At 56.9% G+C, this 21775-nt stretch carries 15 protein-coding genes; 6 read left to right on the top strand and 9 right to left on the bottom strand.

The genetic code is table 11. The features are described from left to right. Positions 1-24 precede the first annotated feature (24 nt). Positions 25-2124: a DUF4910 domain-containing protein gene (locus NTX17_10375; protein ID MCX5801773.1), complete on the top strand. Its 2100-nt coding sequence runs from the start codon at positions 25-27 to the stop codon at positions 2122-2124. Further along, complete coding sequence (locus NTX17_10380; GenBank protein MCX5801774.1) at positions 2121-2525, top strand: thioesterase family protein; 405 nt, start codon at positions 2121-2123, stop codon at positions 2523-2525. Before NTX17_10375 ends, NTX17_10380 begins: the two co-directional genes overlap by 4 nt. A gap of 71 nt (positions 2526-2596) precedes the next feature. On the opposite strand, the gene NTX17_10385 is transcribed toward NTX17_10380, so the two are convergent. After that, positions 2597-3727 carry an aminotransferase class IV gene (locus NTX17_10385; protein ID MCX5801775.1) on the bottom strand — a complete coding sequence of 377 codons (1131 nt, stop codon included), beginning with the start codon at positions 3725-3727 and terminating at the stop codon, positions 2597-2599. 355 nt (positions 3728-4082) lie between these two features. Between NTX17_10385 and NTX17_10390 the strand changes: the two genes are divergently transcribed. From NTX17_10390 to NTX17_10400, 3 genes are all read left to right on the top strand, one after another. Continuing rightward, the gene (locus NTX17_10390; GenBank protein MCX5801776.1) at positions 4083-5042 is read left to right on the top strand and encodes an aminopeptidase; all 960 of its coding nucleotides are present in this window, start codon (positions 4083-4085) and stop codon (positions 5040-5042) included. A 75-nt stretch (positions 5043-5117) separates the two neighbouring features. After that, positions 5118-6068, top strand: coding sequence for an ABC transporter ATP-binding protein (locus NTX17_10395; protein ID MCX5801777.1), 951 nt, complete (start codon positions 5118-5120; stop codon positions 6066-6068). After that, the gene (locus NTX17_10400; GenBank protein MCX5801778.1) at positions 6065-7579 is read left to right on the top strand and encodes an ABC transporter permease; all 1515 of its coding nucleotides are present in this window, start codon (positions 6065-6067) and stop codon (positions 7577-7579) included. The genes NTX17_10395 and NTX17_10400 overlap by 4 nt, the downstream gene beginning before the upstream one ends. A 50-nt stretch (positions 7580-7629) precedes the next feature. On the opposite strand, the gene NTX17_10405 is transcribed toward NTX17_10400, so the two are convergent. The 3 genes from NTX17_10405 to NTX17_10415 form a co-directional block, all read right to left on the bottom strand. Beyond that, positions 7630-8484: a hypothetical protein gene (locus tag NTX17_10405; GenBank protein ID MCX5801779.1), complete on the bottom strand. Its 855-nt coding sequence runs from the start codon at positions 8482-8484 to the stop codon at positions 7630-7632. Positions 8485-8535: 51 nt separating this feature from the next. After that, positions 8536-9450: a 1,4-dihydroxy-2-naphthoate octaprenyltransferase gene (menA, locus tag NTX17_10410; protein ID MCX5801780.1), complete on the bottom strand. Its 915-nt coding sequence runs from the start codon at positions 9448-9450 to the stop codon at positions 8536-8538. Positions 9451-9790: 340 nt separating this feature from the next. Next, positions 9791-11776 carry an oligopeptide transporter, OPT family gene (locus NTX17_10415; GenBank protein MCX5801781.1) on the bottom strand — a complete coding sequence of 662 codons (1986 nt, stop codon included), beginning with the start codon at positions 11774-11776 and terminating at the stop codon, positions 9791-9793. Positions 11777-11940: 164 nt separating this feature from the next. Between NTX17_10415 and NTX17_10420 the strand changes: the two genes are divergently transcribed. Next, positions 11941-13875 carry a M20/M25/M40 family metallo-hydrolase gene (locus NTX17_10420; protein MCX5801782.1) on the top strand — a complete coding sequence of 645 codons (1935 nt, stop codon included), beginning with the start codon at positions 11941-11943 and terminating at the stop codon, positions 13873-13875. A 70-nt stretch (positions 13876-13945) separates the two neighbouring features. Here the strand turns inward: NTX17_10420 and NTX17_10425 are convergent, their stop codons facing one another. From NTX17_10425 to NTX17_10445, 5 genes are all read right to left on the bottom strand, one after another. Then, the gene (locus NTX17_10425; GenBank protein MCX5801783.1) at positions 13946-14833 is read right to left on the bottom strand and encodes a hypothetical protein; all 888 of its coding nucleotides are present in this window, start codon (positions 14831-14833) and stop codon (positions 13946-13948) included. 84 nt (positions 14834-14917) lie between these two features. After that, the gene (locus tag NTX17_10430; GenBank protein ID MCX5801784.1) at positions 14918-17428 is read right to left on the bottom strand and encodes a homocysteine S-methyltransferase family protein; all 2511 of its coding nucleotides are present in this window, start codon (positions 17426-17428) and stop codon (positions 14918-14920) included. Positions 17429-17474: 46 nt separating this feature from the next. Continuing rightward, positions 17475-19319 (bottom strand): bifunctional homocysteine S-methyltransferase/methylenetetrahydrofolate reductase, encoded by a 1845-nt coding sequence (locus tag NTX17_10435; GenBank protein ID MCX5801785.1) that lies wholly within the window; start codon positions 19317-19319, stop codon positions 17475-17477. A gap of 66 nt (positions 19320-19385) precedes the next feature. Continuing rightward, positions 19386-20837, bottom strand: a complete 1452-nt coding sequence (locus NTX17_10440) for a TrpB-like pyridoxal phosphate-dependent enzyme (GenBank protein ID MCX5801786.1) — start codon at positions 20835-20837, stop codon at positions 19386-19388. A gap of 106 nt (positions 20838-20943) precedes the next feature. Next, complete coding sequence (locus NTX17_10445; protein ID MCX5801787.1) at positions 20944-21744, bottom strand: rhomboid family intramembrane serine protease; 801 nt, start codon at positions 21742-21744, stop codon at positions 20944-20946. Positions 21745-21775 lie beyond the last annotated feature (31 nt).

Here is a 21775-nt window from a genome sequence, read left to right on the forward strand (position 1 = left end):
CTTCCATGAACAAGCAGGTCACTCGTGATTGAGTCACTTCTGAGAACCATCCAGAACGAAATCTCCGGCGAGCGCGCGAAGGGACTTCTAGACAAGCTCGCCTCGTGCCACCGAATTCAGTCGAGTCCCGGCTTCAGAGAAGCCGCACACATCTGTGCTGAAGCTGCAAGGAGCTGGGGGCTCGAGACCGAGATTCTCACTTTCAGCGCGGACGGAAACACTTCCTACTGGGGATGCCCCATTCCGAAGGAGTGGGCGGCTTCAAGCGCGAAGCTAGAGTTGCTCGAACCGCAACGAGCAAAGCTTGCAGACTTTTCGGAATGCAAGATCTCGCTAATCCAAAGAAGTGCTCCGACTCAGGTGGATTCGGTTGAGATTGTGATTCTTGATGACGGTCTCGAAAGAGAAGAGTACGAGAAACTGGACGTCGCCGGTAAGCTCGTCTTGACCAGAGGAAGCGTCGAAAGGGTGCACGAACTCGCCGTTCAGGAGTTCGGCGCTCTCGGAATTATCTACGACGGCATGCGAGAAGTAAAACCTGTGCGCAACCGGTTCGACCTACCCGACGCGCGCGAATACACCTCGTTTTGGTGGAGACCCGGCGAGAAACAATGCTTCGGCTTCGTGCTCACCCCGCGTCAGGGCGAATGGCTGAGGAACCTCGCTTTTTCCGGCGGTGACGAGGCGCACAATAGTGCGGCAGCCGGAGTGTCCGTGCCCCGCCCGCCAGTGAGGCTCGTGGCAAGGGCGAGCGTGGACTCGACGTTCCGCGACGGCGCCATGGAAGTAGTCTCCTGTTTCATACCCGGAAACAGTCTCGCGGAGGTCGTGCTCGTAGCACATCTCTGCCATCCTCAGCCTTCTGCGAACGACAACGCATCAGGGTGCGTCGCGGTCCTAGAAGCCATGAGGACTCTCAAGTTCCTTATCGCGGCGGGAAAGATCCCTCCTCCAAGGAGAGGAATCAGGGCGCTCCTGCTTGCAGAGATAACGGGTTCCATGTCGTATCTGGCCAACCACGAGGAGCGACTCCGGGACTTCGTCTGTGCGCTGAACGTAGACATGGCCGGCGAAAACCAAACACTGTGCGGCAGCACCTTCATGTTGGAAGTTCCACCCGACGCCTGCAGGGGTTTCTCGGTGGAGCTCGGCTCGGCGATACTGGAACAAGTATTCAGGAAAGACGGTCTTCCAGGCAAGGCCGGCAGCCTCATGCAAGAAAGAATCGCCGTCGTGCCGTTCGCCGGAGGAAGCGATCACGTCACCTTCTCCGACCCCGACGTCGGTGTGCCCTGCCCCTCGCTCTGCCAGTGGCCGGACAGGTTCTATCACACAAGTATGGACACGCCGGACAAAGTGGATCCCGCAATGCTCTCGGCAGCGGCGGCACTCGCGGCCTGTTACGCCGCCTTCGTCGCGCGCGCGGGCGAGAAGGAAGCGAAATGGCTTGGCCTCGAGATGCTCGCGAGCCTGAAGCAATTCGTGATGAGAGAGGCAAACCGGAGGCTTACTTCGGCGCTCGAGAGCGACTCCGGCCACGCAGAGGAGTTGTCTCGCCTGAGGAAGAAGCTCTCGTATCGCCTCGAGATAGCGAAGGACTCTTTTGAACACTTGGGTCGGCTCGGCATGCAGGCGCCTGACGTGAAGGAACTCAAAGAGGAGGCCAACGAATGGGTCAGAAGAGAGTTTGCAGATGCCGAGAGAGACTATCTTGCTCTCCTCGGTCGCTCGAAGGGTCCCTCGGAACGGAATAGAGCGGAAGACGTCCCGAACGCGGGCGGCGGAGCGGACGGCCAAAAAGACCATGATCTCGACGGCGTTGTTCCGGCAAGAGTGCTTCGCGGCCCCACGGGGTTCGGTATGGTCGCGAGGACTTCCTGGAGCAGACTGAGCAAGAATGACCGAGAGGGACTCTGGCGGCTTCTGAGACTCCACGATAAGGTGCCGCGCGCATTCGCACCGCTTTCCTGGTATTGGGTCGACGGAGAGCGTTCCCTGGCCGAGATTGCGGACTTGGTCGAGATGGAATGCGGCGTGAGGGACGACACATTTCTCGGAAGCTACTATTCGCTTCTTGAAAAGGTCGGTCTTGTCAAGATGCAGAAAGCGAGACTGGGCAAATGAGTTTTTCGGTGACGGTCAGAGTTCGCTACGCGGAGAGCGATCAGATGGGCGTGGCCTACTATTCAAACTATTTCATTTGGTTTGAAGTCGCGCGGACCGAGCTTATGAGAAAGCACGGAGTACCTTACAGCGAATGGGAAAGGACGGGGTTGTTCCTTCCCGTGTCGGAATGTTACTGCAAATATATGACGCCTGCACACTACGATGAGACTCTGGACATCCGTTGCTGGATTGCCGAGGTGAGAACAAGAGCAGTCAGATTTGAATACGAGATTGTGCGGGACGCCTCGGTGCTTGCCAGAGGTCACACGGTCCACGTGTGCACGGACAAGAACGCCAAGCCTTCCACCATGCCCGCGTCTCTGAGGGACGCGCTCCTCGAGGCTGGAAAAGACTGTTAGGCCCGCGCGGACGGCCTCACGTTCCGGGTCTCCATACGTCGCGGCTCGCATGAATTGTATCGCTCGGTTCGTCAGATCCTTACGGGACACTTATTGCTTCGTATGTATCGATAGACCTGCCCGCGGTCCGCAGAGATGGAGAGTCCAAACGCAGGATTCGCCATCGCCTTACGAATCTCCGCAAGAAGCTTCTTTGTGATGTAACCGGGCCTGCCGTCTCCGACGGAGTTGCCGCACACTTTTACGATCGGCATTATCCCCGCGCCGGTTCCCGTCATGAAGCACTCTCTGTTGGCCCCCAACAGATCAATGGGCATCAGATCGGCGGCCTCTTCCACCTTGTAGCCGAACTTCCTCGCGAAGTTCATGATGCAGGCCCTCGTGATACCCTGGAGGCAGTATTCTGCCACCGGCGTGAGAACCCTCACCCTGGACGGGTTCGTGCGATAGCCGCTTTCCTTGATCACAGAAAAGACGTTGTCCACGGTGGCCTCCGCGATGCTCCCGTCCGCGGTCAACATCAGAGATTCCAACAGCTCGAGGTTCCTCGTCCCCTCTATGAGCCCGAGCACGTTGTTAAGATAGTTATTGCTCTTGATGGTCGGATCGAGGATCGTTGCGCCCGGCCTTCTGATCTTCTTGGAGACTCCTACCTCAATGCCGATATCGTAGGCCTCCTTCGGATAGAGGCTTATCGTCGAGACGACGGCATACACGGTGGCGCCGACACATTTCTTTGGGTTGAGTCCCAGGTCTCCTATGCCTCGCGTCACGATAAGTCTTATGTATCCACTTTCGTTCTTCTTGAGGCCGACGGCCTGTATGGTCCTCATGACCTGCCAGCTCATCTCCTCCTTAGAGTAGGGAATCTCGATTCTGAGGCCCGCCGCTGAATTCCAGAACCTGTCCATGTGTTCTCGATAGAGAAAAACCATTCCATTCCTGATGAGAATCCCTTCGAAACATGCATCGCCATAGAGGGCGGCGTGGTCGAGGAAAGAAAGACCGGCTTCGTCCAAAGCGAATATACCGTGAAGGCGAGTGAAGGGTTCCCGTGTCTGCGCCGTCTCTGAGGCAGAAGAGTCCACGAACACCCTGGGGGTGATTCCTTTCACGATCGGCATGCTGACGAAAACCCTGGCCGATGCTCCGACTTCCTCCAGCGCACGAATGGCTTTGGTCACGATTCTCTTGTCCGGCATGAGTTACCTCCTGAGGGAGATGAAAAACGGGTTCTGGGCCGACGGTAGACGCGCCCAACGCTCACTGTTAGTTGCTGTTCTGAGAGCCTTGGTAGAAACACGCTGGCTCGAATTACCCGAGCCAAAACCAAGGAATTATACAGGGAAGACGGGGCTTTTAGAAGGAGTTTTTGAGAGCCCGCATCGACGTTCGCGGCCCGTGTCGACAACCCCGATTGACAATTCACGGCGATGCCGATATACTGCGGCGAAACGGAAAGAAGAACGGCGAAGCACGGACGGCTTGAGTGGACGTTCTGCTCGACCGATTGGAACACTCTTTGTGACGCACACGGACATCCTACGGAGAGGAACAATGGACGCGAGACTCCTGAGAGCGGCAAGAACTGCCCTCGTAGACTGCATGGGAATTTCCAAGAAGGAAGTGCTTCTCGTAATAATGGACGAACCCCTGAGAGAAATCGGCTACGTATTCTGGGAAGCCGGTAGACGACTCGGCATCGAGTCCATATTGGTCGAGATGATCGAGAGAGAAATGCACGGGAGCGAGCCGCCGGACGCCATAGCGAAGCTCATGGCCGGCGTGGACGTCGTGATGGCTCCGACCAACAAGTCCCTCTCCCACACAAATGCGAGACGCGCCGCCTGCGACAAAGGAGTGCGCATAGCCACGCTTCCCGGAATAACAGTCGATTCTATGAGAAGAACCCTCGCGGTCGACTACAAGAACAAGGTCAAAGGCCCGACCGAGAGGCTCGCAAAATTGCTCTCCGCCGCGTCCCAGGCGCGCGTTGTAACACCAGCGGGTACTGACATTACAATGTCGCTCAAGGGTAGGGACGGTGAGGCGGACACGGGAATAGCTCACACAGGCGGAGACTTCACAAATCTCCCCGCGGGAGAGGCGTACATAGCTCCGATGGAAGGTACGGCCAACGGCAAGATAGTCGCGGACGGCTCGATGGCGGGTGTGGGACTCTTGAGAAAACCTCTCACGATACACGTAAAAAACGGCTACGCCGTCAAGTTCGAGGGTGGCAAGGACGCCGACACGATTCGCCGGCTCGTGAACAAGGTAGGAAAGCTCGGCTGCAACATCGCCGAACTCGGAATAGGCACCAACGTCAAGGCTCACATCGTCGGGAACGTACTCGAAGACGAGAAAGCGATCGGCACCGTACATATTGCCATCGGTGACAATCGCTCCATGGGCGGCAAGGTCTCCGTCCCCCTGCACCTAGATGCTATCCTGCGCAAACCCACACTTTCTCTCGACGGGAAAGTGATAATGAAAGACGGAAGGATGATGAAATAGGCGACTTGATGATACGGCGCTCTTATCCGTTGACGGAAAGCATCTGACTGCCGGCCAATCAATCTCGCCATCATTATGGACTTTTCAGTAGTAACAAGGAATCTTTCAAAGGGCTACGACAAGTGGACCCTCGCCGTAGATTCTCTCAACATCTGGATAAAGGGCGGAGAGATTTTTGGTCTTTTGGGACCGAACGGTGCGGGGAAGACTACCACAATAAGGATGATTCTCGGACTCCTTAAGCCAACCTCTGGACAGGTCTTCATCCACGGCGAACAGATCACAACTGGCAGACAGAAGATAAAGGCCAGACTGGGGGTTTGCCCTCAGGAAACCGTGCTGTGGCCGGAGTTGACCGTGTCCGAGCACCTCAGCTTTCTGGGAAAGATGTACGACGGGCACTCACGAACCGTCCGAAGCAACACGGATCGTCTGATAAAGGACCTCGGCCTGGAAGAAAAGCGAAATGAACAGGCAAAGAAGCTCTCGGGAGGACTCAAGCGAAGACTCAACCTTGCCCTGGCTCTCGTCCACGACCCCGACGTGGTGCTTCTTGATGAGCCATCCGCAGGTCTTGACCCGCAATCAAGGGCGCTCCTCTGGGAACGCATTGCCGAACTGTCCAAGGACAAGCAGAAAACGATAATCCTCACGACTCACTCCATGGAAGAAGCCGACCGACTAAGTGATCGCGTGGGAATCCTGGATCACGGCAAGATGCTCATCCTCGACACGCCGGAGAATCTCAAGAAGAACATCGGCGAAGGGGACGCTCTCGATATCGAAATGGAGAGCCGTCCCTCGGAAACGCTCGTAGCATCCATAAAACAGTCCACCGGTGCAACTGAAGTGACCGTGTACGAGAACACCCTCACCATACGGGTTCTCAATGTAATGGAGAAGTTTCCAAGAATGATCGAGATCTTCTCATCGCATGGAGTGGCTCTGAAAAGCACCAGAATTAGGCCCAACACGCTTGAGGACGTATTCTTGAAGCTCACGGGCAGATCGCTGAGAGACACATGAGAGCCCTGTCAATTGCACTGACAATCGTAAAGAGGATGAAGAGGGACTTCTTCACACCCTTCTTTGCGATAATCTTCCCTGCCTTTTTCCTTTTCGTGTTTGCCATGGCCTTTGGAAGGAGCGGCCCCCTCGGGAATCAAAGATTCGACATCGCCGTCATAAACAGAGACGAAGGAGTCACCGCGAATTTCGGAGCCGGCCTCGACACTCTGCGTCTCGGCGCCATACTGCTTGATGTTCTGGAATCCCTGTCTTATTCCCCTTCTTCCAACTGGATTCGCTCCGACTCGACGCTGGCACCTCTCCTCGACGCCGATTCGCTCCGCGCTCGGGAACGGACCCCGAGCTCCAAGAGAAGCACGGAAAACGCCGTCTTCAACGTCGCCGACACTCTGACGGAGGAGACTGCGGTGAAGAAAGTCTCGTCGGGCGATTTGGATGCCGTGCTCATCATTCCTCTGGGCTTTTCCAAAGCCGCAATGGCAACGGCAATGGAAAACGTGATGGAGAAGATGTTCTCCGGCGCCGTGGACAAGCTATCAAGCGCCGACTCGGGACTTTTCAGACAGAAACCCACCGCGTCGGACATCCAGGAAATGATAGACGGCATCTCGAGAAAAATTGCAGAGAAACAAAAGAAGGGGGGCGTGTCCCTGAGCTCGGTGTCCCTTCCCTCGAGAAAGGCGCCGCCGGTGGCTCTCATACTCGCGGGCGATCCTTCGAGATTGAGTTTTTCGATGGCCTCCGTGGTTGTAAACGGCGTGGTCGACGAATTCCTGAAGAAAATTTCCCAAACAAGCCTGGAAAGAGCGATGGACTTCTCTCCGATCGAGATCACTCCTCCGCGGGAGCTCGTCTCGCTCAAGAGCTCCAACATAGCCGTCGAAGGCAGGACGTTTTTCGACTATCAGGTTCCCGGCGTGATAGTGTTCGCGCTGTTGATGCTGGTGTCGCTGATGGCAGTCAATTTCTCCTCGGATGCAGCGCACGGTCACCTCGAAAGACTGCGGCTCACAAGAATGAGCGCGTTCGACTACTTCCTGGGCAACATGATGCCCTGGGCGATACTTGCAATTGTCCAGCTGTTTCTTCTCTTCGGGGCGGGAAGACTGCTCGGATATCACGGCAGGGGAAACATTCTGAGCGCAATTGGAATCGTGGTGCTCACGAGCCTTTCGTCAATCTCTCTGGCTCTCATCATCGCCAGCGTCGCAAAAAACGAAAAACAGGCGTCTGCGGTGTCAACGTTGATAGCCGTGCCGCTGAGCTTCTTGAGCGGAGCCTTCTTCCCGATTGGCGACGTCGTGATCGCGAAAAATGTGTTCGGGAAGCCCTTCGGAATCATGGAGCTCTCGCCGTGGACTCACGGAACGAAGGCACTCGTGGGCGTACTGACATTCGGCAAGAGTGCGCACGAGGTGCTCTGGCACGTGGCCTGGCAGGTAGCGCTCACGTTTGTGCTATTCCTGATCGGTATCTCTCTCTTCTCGAAACGCCGGCTTGAGGCGTAGTGTTCCCGGCGACACCTTCAATAACACTTGCCCCCGGCGTCACATTCACTCTAGTAGCACTTCTTCGGGCACGTCTTCGAGCAATCCGCGGTTCGGTCTTTCTTCTTGCCTGTACTCTCTGGCGCCTTGCCTGAGCCTTTGTCTTTGGCCTTTTCGCCCGAATAACCAGCCGGAGGCTTTCCCAATTTGCCCGGAGGCATCTTGACCTTCTCGGCCACGATCCTCCATCTCGCGCCTGTCGCACGAGTCGCAATCACGTCCCGAAGCGGAGCGCCCGAATTAGCGCAGACATTGACCCCGATCGCTATCTCGCCAAAACCGTAACCCTTTTCGTTAAGCAGTGCCAGACCTTCGCTGTCGCGGATCCCGTAGTAATCGGCCAGACATTGTGCGAGCACGTATCTCTTGAAAAGCAGGTCCTTGCCCTTTGCTTTTTCCATTGCGGCAGGACGAACCCCGAGCTTCCGGGCAATCCCGTTCCAGTCCAATCCCTTTCTCCTCAGAATCACGATTTCAGAAGGATCCTTCTTTGAGGCCTTGGCCATCTCCAACATCGGGACGATCTCGTCAAAACTGTATCCTCTATCGTACAGGGAATTGACGAAGTCGCCACCAACGTGATAGTGGCCGGAAATGATTGCCACCCAGAGATCATTCACGCTTCCCCTTTCGAGCGGAGAGAGCTCCACCCGCGAAGGCTTCCTGGCCACCTTGTCGCCGAGGGACCAGTCAATATCACCCGCGCTCATGCCGGGAAGAACGACGAGAAACACCAACGCAAAGAGAAGCGGCGACACGACGGAGAGCAGGAACCGTGATGCACGCGGAGCACTCGCGGTTCCGAACGTACTTGTCGGGAACTGTGCAGCCGGACGCTGCTCAACAGAAATTCCTGAGGTTCTCATCTGGCTCACCTCCATGATTACCTTGCCGGCAAAGACAAATTCACAATGCGACTATACGATTCTAGCAAGTATGAAGCCGACTGCAACCAATATTCCGGTGAACGCGTGGATCAGAATCGTGGCGGCGTTGGCCGGGGCCAACTTCTTGGAGTCGGAATAGTTGAGGATGGCCACATTCATGGCTCTCATGGCCAGAGGAAGAGTGACAAGACCCAGCAGGCAGTAAGCAGGGACGGCGTGTGCGATCACCGGAATCAAGATGGAAAGATAAGCAGCGAGTGTCAGTGTGAGATAACCCCAGACCGCCTTTTCTTTTCCGAGCCTCGCGACCACGTGATTTTTCCCCACCGCCCTATCTGCGGCAAGGTCGGGAAATTCGTTTATGTAAAGGACGTCCGCGATGAGTATCGCGACCGGCAAAGAGGCCAAGAAGGCGCCCTGAGAGAACTGGCGCACCTGAACGTAATAGGAGCCAAGAGTCATGAGAATTCCAAAATTGATCCCAACCACAAGCTCCCCGATCCCGCGCGCCGCCAGGTTAACGGGGGGCGCGGTGTAGAAGAAACCGCAGAAGGCACCGATCATGCCGAGGACCAGAATGGCGGGTCCCCTCGTCACGGTAAGGTAGAGCCCAATCAGGCCGCCGATGGCAAAAAGGACGATGGCTTCCGTGAGAACCGTTCTCGGATTCAGAAGTCCCTTCTGAATGAGACGACTTCCTCCAGTAAACGGTCTTACGAAGTCCACGTTTATTTCGTCATTGCCACTTTTGTGATCGAAGTAGTCGTTCGCCACATTAGTGCCGGCGTGAAGACAGACGCCGGCAACGAGCGTGAGCAAGAAGGGAAAGAGCTCGAAATGACCCGTGTACGACCAGGCCACCGCAGCGCCAAGGATCACGGGCACCATCGAGGCCGTAAAGAAAGGAGCCCTGAGTTCTTCCAGGAGCAAAAGGAACTTCTTCAAAGTGATCCTCCGGGAAAACGGGAGTTCTCGGGCGACGAGGGCAGATTGTCTCACAATAAACGGAGCCGGGGAAGGGTAACCTTCAGAAACGGCGACGATGGAGGTCGAACTGAAGCCTCGCCTGCGTTCCTTTGCCGCAGCTCGTCCCTGCGGGGCTACCCTTTCAAACCCCGGCCTCTGAGCTCGAGTTTGACACAGTTTTGTACCCCGGCGGCAATCTTATTACTAAGCACAAATTTGTCAATAATCAAAATCTGGCGGGCCGCGACGGACTGAGGGCCGTCAACACGAAGTGGGGACGAGGTCGCACTTGCGCCGCGGAAAGGAGCCGTCCGCGATCTTACCTGCGTGATCCGTGAGTCTTCTCTCGCGTCCTGAATATCGTCACTGACAGGAGAACGCACAGGAGAGCAAAGATGACGACCGAAAGGACGTCCTCCCCTACCCCGCCTGACTCGGGCCTCCTGAGCGCAAGCCTTGAGATGAGAGGGATTGTCTCTCCGCTTGCAAGTGTCACAGGAATCACTGTCAGGGCCGCGATCACGATTCCCATCAGCGCGTCACCTGCAATCAAACCCGAGCTGTAGAGCATCCCCGTCTCTTGCCGGAGCTTGAGAAGCTCTCCCTTGCTAAACCTGGAGACTGCCAGGGCGATGATGCCTCCAAAGATGATGGGCGAGGACGTCGAAATAGGCAGATACAGGCCTATCGCAAACGGCAGGGCAGGCACCCCCAAGAGCTCCACCACCACACCTATCGCCGCTCCCATCGTCAAGAGCCCCCAGGGCAACTGTCCCCCCATGACGCCCCGCACGAGATCTGCCATGAGCCGAGCCTGAGGAGCGGACAGCTCCTTCGAACCCAACCCGTAGGCCTTGTGCAAGAGTGCAAGAACCCAGCCCGTGCAGATGGCCGTGGGCAGCATTCCGATTATCTCCGCCCACTGCTGTTTCTTCGGAGTTGCGCCGACCAGAGCCCCCGTCTTGAGGTCCTGCGCCATATCACCGGAAAGACATATGGCTATGCAGACAATCGCACCGACCGTCACCGCGGCCGCCATCCCCGATGCACCGGTCCTGCCCATGGCGACGAACACCAGACTTGTGAAGAGTAGCGCGGTAATGGTCATCCCCGAAACCGGCTGGGAGGTCGAGCCTATGAGCCCGACCATCCGTGCGGAAACCGTCACGAAGAAGAAAGACATGACCACTGCGATGATCGTTCCCACTCCGCCTATGCCGAATTGGGGCAGAAAGAAGATGAGGGCGACGGTAATCACGGACAGCACCGCCACGATGGGCAGGGGCATGTCCTGTTCGGTTCTGAGAGCCCTCCCTTTGAGACCGGTCTCGGAAAGACCGGACAGACTGTGACGCGCCGACGAAACCACGGTCGGAATTGCCGTCACCAGACTTATCAGACCCCCTATCGCAACTCCACCCGCGCCGATGTACCTGACGTAGTTGTTCCAGATGTCGTCCGAACTCATGAGCCCGATCGGAATCGTACCGGGATAGAGGATGGAGCCGGACTTGCCACCGACGAGGTCAAACAGAGGAATGAGGACCAGCCAGCCGAGGAGGCCGCCCGACAGCATGGTGGCGGCTATCCTTGGGCCGATCAGATATCCGACGGCGAGAAGTATAGGAGAGAGCTCGAACGATATCGCAGCTTTGTGAAGCCTGGCGGAGCTCCAGCCGGGTGTGTCTCGCCAGAGCTTCAGTCCAGCCATTGCCAACCTGTAAGCTCCACCAACGACAATCCCGTAGAACACGTGCCGCGCTTTCACGCCACCCTCTTCTCCGACGATGAGAACGTTTGCGCACGCCGTTCCTTCTGGAAAAGGAAGGGTCTTGTGTTCTCTCACCATCAGGTACTGCCTGAGAGGAATCATGAGGAGGATGCCGAGCAGGCTTCCCATCACGCCCATCAGGAAGATGTCGAGGTTCGAGAGCTCCATTCCCAAGAAAACCAGAGCAGGGATCGTGAATATCACCCCTGCTGCAAGAGACTCACCCGTCGAACCCAAAGTCTGGACTATGTTGTTTTCGAGTATCGTCCCCCTCTTGAAGATCCCGCGCAGTATCGCCATCGACATCACTGCCGCCGGAATGGAAGCGCTCACCGTGAGACCGGTCTTGAGTCCGAGAAAGGAATTCGCCGCCCCGAACACGATGCCGAGGATCGTGCCGAGAACCATCGCCCTCAACGTGAATTCGGGAACGCTACTTGAGGCGGGCACGTAGGGGATCAGATCCTCGGACCGGGTCGACAACGTCGCGGGAGACCCTCTTGATCCTTCTGGTTGCCCATCATCTTTCTGCACGTTCTTTCTCTCCGTAACTTCTCTTGTTCCAAGCGCGGTCGCGACCCAAACGGCGATTCTATTGCACCCAACGCGAGCTGTCAAACAATGCATAATGTCTGCAAATAATGTACAATCGCTGGAAATTCGAATTCATCCGGCACAGATCCGTTGGGAGGGAAAACATGAAAAACCGACTGAGAGCAGCAGCGCACAGGGACCGTTTTTTCGCTCACAAATTGGCTGCGTTCAGTTTCGCGCTGGTTGTCATGTCTTCGATTTTCTGGCTGGCACAAGCCTATGGTTGCGATACCCCGACCGCAAGAAGCGAGCGCGTATCGCGAAAACAGTCTCATTCGCGGCCGGATACTTCGGAGATCCTGTCGGACATCAAGTCTCTCGCGAGCGACAAACTGGAGGGCAGAGGGACGGGGCAGAGGGGAGGAGAGCTGGCGGCAAGTTTCATAGCGGACGAGTTCAAGAAGACGGGGCTTAGGCCCGCGGGTGGCCCGAAGAGCTATTTCCAATTCTTTGACGCCACCGTCGGCGTGCACATGGGAAAAGACAACTCGCTCAAGGTGGCCTTTCCTCAAGGAGAGAGCACTTATGTCGCCGACAGAGACTTCATTCCCTTCAGCTTTTCGAGCGTGGGAATCGCGTCCGGCCCCGTGACTCTTGCCGGATACGGTATAAGCTCGGAACACTATGGCTACGACGACTACTCGAAGGAAAGCCCGCAGGGGAAAATCGTCCTTGTGATGAGACACGAGCCGCAGGAACAGGACGAGAAGAGCGTTTTTGCCGGAAAAGAGCTCACCCATTACTCTGATCTCCGCTACAAGGCTACAAACGCCAGAGAGCACGGTGCGTCCGCAATAATCATCACGGCAGACCCGCTGAATCATCCGGACGAAGAGGACGAACTGTTACCTCTTCAATCACTCGAGGGACTCGGAGACTGCGGAATCCCGGCGATCCAGGTCAAAGAGAGAGTCGCCGAGGCAATACTGCGCGCGGGAGATTTCAACTTGGAAGATCTCCAACGCAGGATCGACAGCCTGCTTGTGCCCGTCACCATTCAAGTACCTTCGGCGGACGTCTCTCTGCGTGTAGATCTCGTGAAGGAAAAGAAGAAGGTGGCCAATGTTGTCGGCGTCATCGAGCCATCTCGCGGCAACCCGACCGAATACGTGGTCGTCGGTGCGCACTATGATCACCTGGGAACATCAAGTCAGTTTTCTCTCTCGGGAACGAAAGGCGTCCACAATGGTGCCGACGACAACGCTTCCGGGGTCGCGGCGATGCTTGAGCTCGCCAGGATATTTTCAGCCAAGAGGGACTCTCTCAAGCGAGGAATAGTCTTCGTGGGATTCGTCGGAGAGGAGATCGGCGTCCTGGGTTCGACGTTCTACGCAAGCAACCCCGTTGTGCCTCTAGACAAGACGGCGCTGATGCTCAATCTCGATATGGTCGGAAGGATGAGAGACCACAAACTCTACGCGGCCGGCACTGGAAGCTCCCCCATCCTCAAGGGACTTCTCGCGAGGGCCAACGAAAAGCTGAATCTACAGATCGCAAGCACGGAAAGCGGGTTCGGTGGAAGCGACCACTTCACATTTTACGCTCACAATGTGCCCGTCCTTTTCTTCTTCACCGGGGCTCACGAGGACTATCACAAAGTCACCGACGATTGGGGCAAGATAAACGTCGACGGCATCGCTTCCGTCGTCAGACTGTCGGCACACGTGCTCTCAGAGATTGTTTTTTCCGAAACGCCGGTGCCTTTCACGCGAGCGGCTGCCGATACTGCAGGCCCTCCCGGTGGAGAGGGCTACGGGGCCGGCCGCGGAGCCTACTTCGGGATCGTGCCGGATTTCGGAGGAGAGCCCGACAAGGGCGCAAAGATTTCCGGAGTGAGCGAAGGAAGCCCTGCTGAAGAAGCGGGACTCAAAGCGGGTGACGTTATCGTGCAGTTCGCCGGAAAAACGATCACAGGTCTATACGACCTCAGCTTCGCGCTCAAGGAAGAGAAACCTGGAGACGAAGTGGAAGTGATCGTCGTAAGGGACGGTGCGAGGATTACGTTCAAGGCTCGACTCGGGAAGAGAGGAGCAAAATAGAGAGCCGGCAGGGTTCGCTCACCCGCGAGCGACTCCCCACACCGAGCCCTCCGTGAGTGCTAGAGTCGACCTACTGAACAAACAGGCTGTGAGGAATGGCGTGAGCCACGATTGTCAGGAAGATTCCGATCAAGCTGAGACCCACAAAGACGCTTCCTGAGACTTTGCCTGTGCGCGGGGCGTACTCCCCTCTCTGCGGTTTCCAGCCGATCGACAGAAGAATCAACCAGTAGAGAACAATGACAAGGGACTTGTTATCAGTGATGTCGGTCCCTATCGGAAAGCCGGTCCAGCCGACTCCAAACGTGGTCTTGGCAATAGAAATTCCCAGCGGAAGCACCGTGATCGTGAAGAGGAGCCAGCCGGCGAAAAAGCTCCGGTAAGCCGACGAGAGCCCGCGACCCGAGAATATGTACGATAGAGAAAAGCGCAGGCCATGAATCATGAGAATCATCGCACCGATTATGAGGCCGACGTGGAGAAGCAAGAGTGGTCGAAAAGGCCTGCCTTCGTACGTTACGTAGAATAGCTTTTCTCTGCCGTGGGCAAAGACTCTGTCCAAGGAAGAGGGCCTGGGCTTGATGTCCACCTTGTTGCCCTGCGAATCTTCGACTCTAAGAAAGTAGAAGGATCTCTCTCCCCTTTCCAGAGACGGCAGGGGAAATGAGAACTTGTTGCTCCCCGTGATCTGCTGAAGTTTTCCTGCGACGTAGCCCTTGCCCGACCTCCTGTAGAACACGGTCACGTCGACGGAACCCCCACGCGTACTCCAGAAACTCCCTTCCACGTAGTGCTTCTGGCCACTGGGTTCGTCGTAATCGGGAACGAAGACATAGTTGACGGGCTTTGAGGGCCCAACGGCCCTGTACATTTCCGGAGTCATCACACCGTTGAGCATCAGGAAGAGTCCTAGGCCAACGAGGGCTATCGTTGCAATGGTGGGAACTCGTTCTCTCATTTGTGTTCACCTTTGCGAATTGGGCCAAGTGGCAAAGCGCGCAAGAACGAAGGGTTGCGTGCACTCCCGCACAAACTCACGAGCTCACAAACCCATAAGCTCGTCGGCCTTTCTAACGGCCTCGACTGCGTTCGGAGCGTAGCGTGCGCCTATTGATCTTGCAAAGGCCTCGTTGACGGGTGCTCCGCCGACGAGTGCGTTTGCCTTGATTCCCCTCTGGACGAGAAGCTGGGCAACTTCTCCCATCCTGGGCATGGTTGTGGTGAGAAGTGCGCTCATCGCCACGATGTCGGCCTTCAGCTCCTGAGTCTTGGCCACAACTTCTTCACAGGGCACGCTCTTTCCGAGGTCGACGACCTCGTATCCGCGTGTTGCCAGCATCATCGAGACAAGATTCTTCCCGATGTCGTGGACGTCCCCCTCCACCGTCGCGATCACTATCTTTCCGCGAAACCTCCGCGAAACCTCCTGACGAGAACTCAGAAAGGCGAATATGCCTTGCGCCGCTTCGCCCGCGAGAACGACGTGGGGAAGGAAGAGCTCACCTTTCTCGAATCTCTCCCCGATCTCTCGCATCGCGGGGACGAGAACATCCTCGATAAGCTCGGTCACGCTCCTGCCTCCGGCGAGGATGCGCTCTGCGGCGTCTATCGCCTCCTCTTTCTCGCCTTCCAGAAGACTCCGCTTGAGAGCTTCCTCGGCGGTCCTCTTCTCTCTCAAGCTGCCATCTTCACGGCCGGTCCCGAGCACATCCCCCACGAGATCCCCCTCGCCTCCGCCGACGGCTCGATCGTCCTGTCTGCGCGCTCGCCTATGACCCTGCATTCTCACCTGCGAGAGACCGAGCGACCCGCCCGAACTCACACTCTCCGTGCGACGAGCAAGACTCGTGGCATATCTTCTTCCCAATTTGTCGTCACGCACGAGGGCCGATGAAGCCAGGATCGTTTCTCGAATGTTCTCATCCAGCGGATTCAGGAACGCGGCATCAAGGCCTGCCTCCATGGCCATCGCAAGAAAAGACGCATTGAGGAGACTCCTCTCAGGCATGCCGTGTGAGACATTGCTCACGCCAAGCACGCTGGTCCAGCCTCTCTCGTGGATAATCCTCACGGCATCGAGAGTCTCTCGGATGTCTTTCCCTCCCGTCGCGAGAGTCACAACTGCGGGGTCGAAAAATATGTCCTCTTCTGTGAGGCCGTGCTTCTCGGCCTCCCGCAGTATGAGTTCCAAAATCTCGATTTTGCTCCGGCAGTCCTCGGCCACACCCTTCTCCCCCACGGCCAGCGCCACAATCGCACAACCGTAGCGTCCGGCCATGCGAAGAAGGACGTCCAGCTTCCTCTCGTCTTTCGGAACGGAATTGATGACGCATCGACCGGGAAGCCTCTTCAAGGCTTCTTCGATGGCCTCCGGGTTCGAGCTGTCCACAAAGACGGGAAGTTCCGTCGTCTTTTCGAGAGCTTCGGCGACCTTTGCCATGAGCACAACTTCATCGGTCTGCGCGATCGACACATTGACGTCAAGGCACTGGGCACCTCCGTCTGCCTGGTGCACCGCCTCGTCGCGAAGGAGTCTCGTGACGCCCTGCTTAAGCTCGCTCGAGAGTTCCGGTCTCCGGCTCGGGTTGATGCGCTCTCCGATCATCACAAACGGTCTGGATGGACCCGCGATGACCCAGTTCGTCCTCGAGCAAACCTTGACGCCCTTCTCGACACTTCTAGTCCGAGGTTTCATGCCGGAGACGGCGTCGGAGATCGCCCGTGTGTGGTCCGGAGTAGAACCACAACAGCTACCGACTACGGACGCCCCGGCTTCGACCAGCCTGACCGCGCATTCAGCCATGCGCTGAGGAGGGGCAGAGTAGATGGCCCGCCCGTCCTTGAGTTCGGGCAGTCCGGCGTTGGGTTGAGCAACGAGTGGAAGAGACGTGAACGGCGCAAGTTTTTCGATCACCGGCACCATGTCTTCGGGCCCCGTGCCGCAATTGGCGCCTATCGCGTCTGCACGCAGGGCGGAGATGCAAACGGCGGCCGCCTCGGGGGAGGTTCCCGCAACCGTCCTCCCGTCGGAGCCGAAGGACATCTGCGCAATGACGGGTAAATCACATACTTCGCGCACGACGGTGAGTAGTGCTTTCAATTCCTTGACGTCCGAGAAGGTTTCGAGAACGAGCCCGTGGACACCTGCCTCGACAAGGCAGACCACTTGCTCTCTGTATATCTCTTGTGCCTCCTCGAAGCTCAGCTTCCCGAGAGGCGCGATGAATTCTCCGAGAGGACCGATGGAACCGAAGATCCACGCCTTTCCCTCGGAGGCCTTGAGAGCAAGCTCCACAGCTTTCCGGTTCACTCTCTGCAGATCCAGCTTCCATTGAGCGAGTCTCGCCCGATTAGCGTTGAAGGAATTCGTCGTGAGGATTCTCGCGCCGGCCTTACGGTAGAGTCGATGCATCTCTTCCACTTTTTCCGGATGCGAGAGATTCCACTCCTCGGAGGGGGTGCCGCGCGAAAGGCCCTGCGCCATGAGGAAACTGCCTACGGCACCGTCGCAAACAACAATCTCGCTCTTCAGGGTTTCTAAGAATGGTTTCATCGGGTTACCCACATCGTTTGGTCTCGCGTACGTTCCGCGCCGTCACTCATTGCGCCTTCGTCCTCGAGAGTTTGGCCCTATCGATCACTTCGCCCACAACATCATATCTTCTGAGCGGCGCCATTATGCAGACGCCCGAGGCAACCTCGGAGAGTTCCTCCAGGAGTCGAGCCGCGATGGAAATCCCAACACTCCTCGATTCCCCTTCCCCCGCGCTCTTCATGCTCAGTCTCATTGACTCAGGGATTGTGATTCCGGGCACCTCGTAATGGAGAAACTCCGCCTGTCTTGAACTGACGAGGGGAAGAAGCCCCGCGAAGACCGGAACTGTTCCAAGGTCGGCCTTCTTGAGAAAGCGGCGAAACTTGTCCACGTCATAGACCGGCTGAGTCACAACGAAATTCGCGCCGGATCTGATCTTCTCTCTCAGTCTCTTGAGCTCCCCCTCGACGTCTTCGCTCCAAGGGCTTGCCGCGACCCCTATCCAGAAGCCGGTAGAGGAAGAGAGCTTGTTGCCGAGGTAGTCGACGCCGCCGTTCAGTTTGTTGATGATTTCGACAAGCCCGCGCGAGTTCACTTCGTACACGCCGGTGGCGAAGGGGTAATCGCCGACACTCGGGGGGTCACCCGTGAGCGCGAGTATATTGACAAGGCCGAGGGCATACACGCTGAGAAGATCTGCCTGAAGGCCGAGGATGTTCCTGTCTCTACAAGTGAAGTGGAGAATCACGTCCATCCCGAGCTCCGACTTGATCCTGTACCCCAATGCCACGGGACTCATCCGTACCCTTGCCATCGGACTTTCTGAAATCGAGACGGCATCCACTCCGGCCTGCTTGAGCGCCTTCGCGGAAGAAATGTCGCCGGAAAGCTCCGTGCCCTTTGGCGGAGACAGTTCGACAACGATTGTGAACTTGTGTGAGACCAGCTCCTTGAGCGGCGTCGTGATAGAAGGCGGCGAGGCAGTCCGAGCGGCCTTTTCCAGCTTGACCCCTTCCCGCCTGTGCGCAGTTATCTTTTTCCCCGCAATGCGCGACGAGAGCGCCGCTATGTGTTCCGGGGTTGTGCCGCAGCAGCCACCGACGATTCCCACACCGAGATTGAGCAGTTCCTCGGCGCAACCGGCAAAATAGTCGGGGTTGTGCGGGTAAGCAAACTTTCCGCGAGTGTATCTTGCGAGACCGGCGTTGGGCATCGCAGAAATGAAGACGTCTCTCCTGCCGGCCATCCTCCGGACGACTTCAATCGTCGCCTGGGGCCCCTGGCCGCAATTTACACCTACAACGGGAGCTCCCGCGTCCGCCAGTTCGACTACGGCCTGCGCGACCGAGGTGCCGGTTATCGTTCTGTCCTCTTCCACAAACGACATCTGGACGACGACGGGGACTTTGCCGATCTTCAATGCCTGCTCAAGTGCAATCTTCGCTTCTTCCAGGTCAGACATCGTCTCGAGAACAACGACGTCCACGCCTCCTTCGACCAGGGCGCTGATTTGCTCTCCGTAGATTGCCGCGAGCTCTTCTCTGGACAGAGCCTCGGCCGTGTCGAGGGGGCGCGAGACCGGCCCGACGGAGCCGGCGACAAAGCACTGCGGGCATGCTTCTCGAGCGATTCGAGCACCAGCCAAGTTTATCTCGAACGCCCTCGCCCCCAGGTCGTAGTACTTTGAGAGAACAAACCTGTTTGCGCCGAACGTGTTTGTCTCGATAAGCTCAGCGCCTGCGTCGGCATACTCCCGATGGATCGCCTTTATCATGGCTGGACTCGACAGATTCAACTCGTCGTAGCAATGCCCCCTGGGCACTCCCCGAGCGTAGAGCAACGTCCCCATCGCGCCGTCCGCGATGACTACGGTGCCGCTCCTGAGCCTCTCCAGCAAATCCCTCTTCACGCATGCCTCTCACGATGCAGACTGTTCATCACGCATCGAGACGTTATTGTTCGATTTGGCGACACATCACAGGCCGAGAACCGCGGAGTAGCCTTCCATGTCCATAAAGCCGTGCCCGCTGATGTTGAAGGCTATGACCTTTTCCTCCCCGGTCTTCTTGCACTCGAGGGCCTCATCAATGGCGCACGCGATGCTGTAGGCGGACTCGGGAGCGGGCAAGAAGCCCTCGTTCCTGACGAAGGTCCTCGCCCTCTCAAAAACGTGTTGCTCGTCGGCAGGATACGCAACCGTGTCTATGTAGCCTTTGTTTCGAAGATAGCTGATTATCGGCGAGCAACCATGATAGCGAAGCCCGTCGCCCCTTATGGGTTGCATCCGGACCTGGTGCCCGAGAGTATACATTTTTAGAAGCGGCGTCATCTCGGCGTGATCTGCAAAGTCGTACCTGTACTCGCCTTGAAGGTTGGGCGCTGCCTTGCTCTGGGCCGCGATGAAGCGGATCTTCTTTCCTTTTGTGAGAACGTCTCCGGCAAACGGAAGCGCAAATCCTCCGAAATTGCTCCCCCCACCGAGACAGGATATGACGATGTCGGGATAATCGTTGGCCATCGCGAACTGCTTCTGCGTCTCGAGGCCGATCACGGTCTGATGAAGCAGAACGTGATTCAGCACCGAGCCCAGGCAGTATATGGCCTTCTTGTCTCGCCTGGCGTCCTCGAGCCCCTCCGATATGGCTATCCCAAGGGATCCCGGGTGGTTGGCATCTTGTCCGAAAAGCTTCCTACCGAAATCGGTCTTGTCGCTTGGAGAAGCGTAGACTTCCGCGCCCAGGAGATGTATGAGGCTCTTCCTGGCACTCTTCCAGTTGTAGACTGCTCTGACCCAATAGACGGTGCACCGCAGACCCGCGAGGCTCGCCGCGTACGCCAGCGCTGTTCCCCACTGGCCGGCGCCCGTCTCGGTGGTCAACCGCTCGTAGCCTGCCTCTCTCGCATAGAAAGCCTGTGCCAGTGCGGTGTTGACCTTGTGACTCCCCGTCGGGCTGTAGAACTCGGCTTTGTAGTAGAGACGAGCAGGCGTGCCGAGGTGCTTCTCGAGGGAAAGCGCCCTGAAGAGCTGTCTCGGCCTGCCAGCCTGCGCATACAAAGAAAGGAGTTCGTGCGGGATGTCTATCCAGCGCTCCGTGGACATCTCCTGCTTCAAGCACTCTGCGAGAAGCATCTCCGGAAGCGCGCGGAGTCTTGATTCGCCGCTTTCAGGATCCTTTGGTGGCGGAAAGTCACCCGGCAGGTCGGCCAAGATGTTGTACCACTTGGTTGGCATGTCTTCGACCGGAAGTGCGTACTGTCTCACAATGTTCTTCGCGACTTTTACGGGACGAGCCGGCTTCGTCATCGTTTTCCTTGTGACCTTGCCTTTCTTCGTCTTCTTCTTGTCGGTCTTCTTGCCTCTCACAGCTTTCTTGGCTCTCGTGGTCCTGCCCTTATTCACACTGCGCGCACGTTTCTTTGCAGCCATTTGGTTTCCTCCTGGGATGGCCGGATAGTCTACTCGACGGCTCTATCTCACTGTTCAAACAGCCTCCGCGTATTCACACAGTTTCTATCACACGACCTCTGGATAATCAAGGCTCTCGTCTTCTCCGTCCCGCTCTTCTTAGAAAATCTCTTTCTTCGTTAGTGAGACTGTCGATTCCGTCCCTGCTTATCTTGTCAAGTATGGCGTCAACTCTCTCTCTTTCCTTTGCCTCCTCTTCGTCGCGAAACTTCAGTACCTTCAACTTCCTTTGCCGGGTGCTCCTCGCCAACACGCGGCGGATTCCGTGTCCGAACGTTTCCTTCTTGAGATAGACGTAGCCGAACAACAACCCCCCCAGATGAGCGAATCTCGCGATTCCGTCGGCCCCGGGAGTCGCGACGGCCAACAGTTCGATCGCTCCGAGTATCAGAACAAGGTACTTCGCCTTTATGGGAAACAGAAAGTACAGATATATGTACCTGTCCGGGTACGTCATGCCGTACGCGAGGAGAAGTCCGAATATCGCACCCGACGCGCCGATCGTCGGCACGGACGAAGGAAACATGAAAACACAGTTTGTGATTCCTGCGCCGATCCCCGTCACGAAATAGTACTTCAAGAACTCGGAAGAGCCCCAGTAGTTCTCTATCTCGCGGCCGAACATCCAGAGGACAAGCATGTTGAAAAACAGGTGGAAAAAGCCGCCGTGAAGGAACATGTAGGTCACAAACTGCCAAAGCCAGAATTTTCCTACCGCGAGCGACGGCACAAGACCGAGATAGCCGAGAAAGCGATTGAGGAAGAGAATCTGAAGGACAAACACCACAACGTTGATGATCACCAGCTTCGTGGTCACCGAGGCGGTTCGACCGCCAAAGAGGACGGATCTTGTGGAATAGTATGACAACGCGCTACCACCCTTCTCAAAAGGACGTAAT

Source organism: Candidatus Eisenbacteria bacterium, assembly GCA_026388185.1.
Classification (GTDB): domain Bacteria; phylum Eisenbacteria; class RBG-16-71-46; order JAFGJU01; family JAFGJU01; genus JAPLKG01.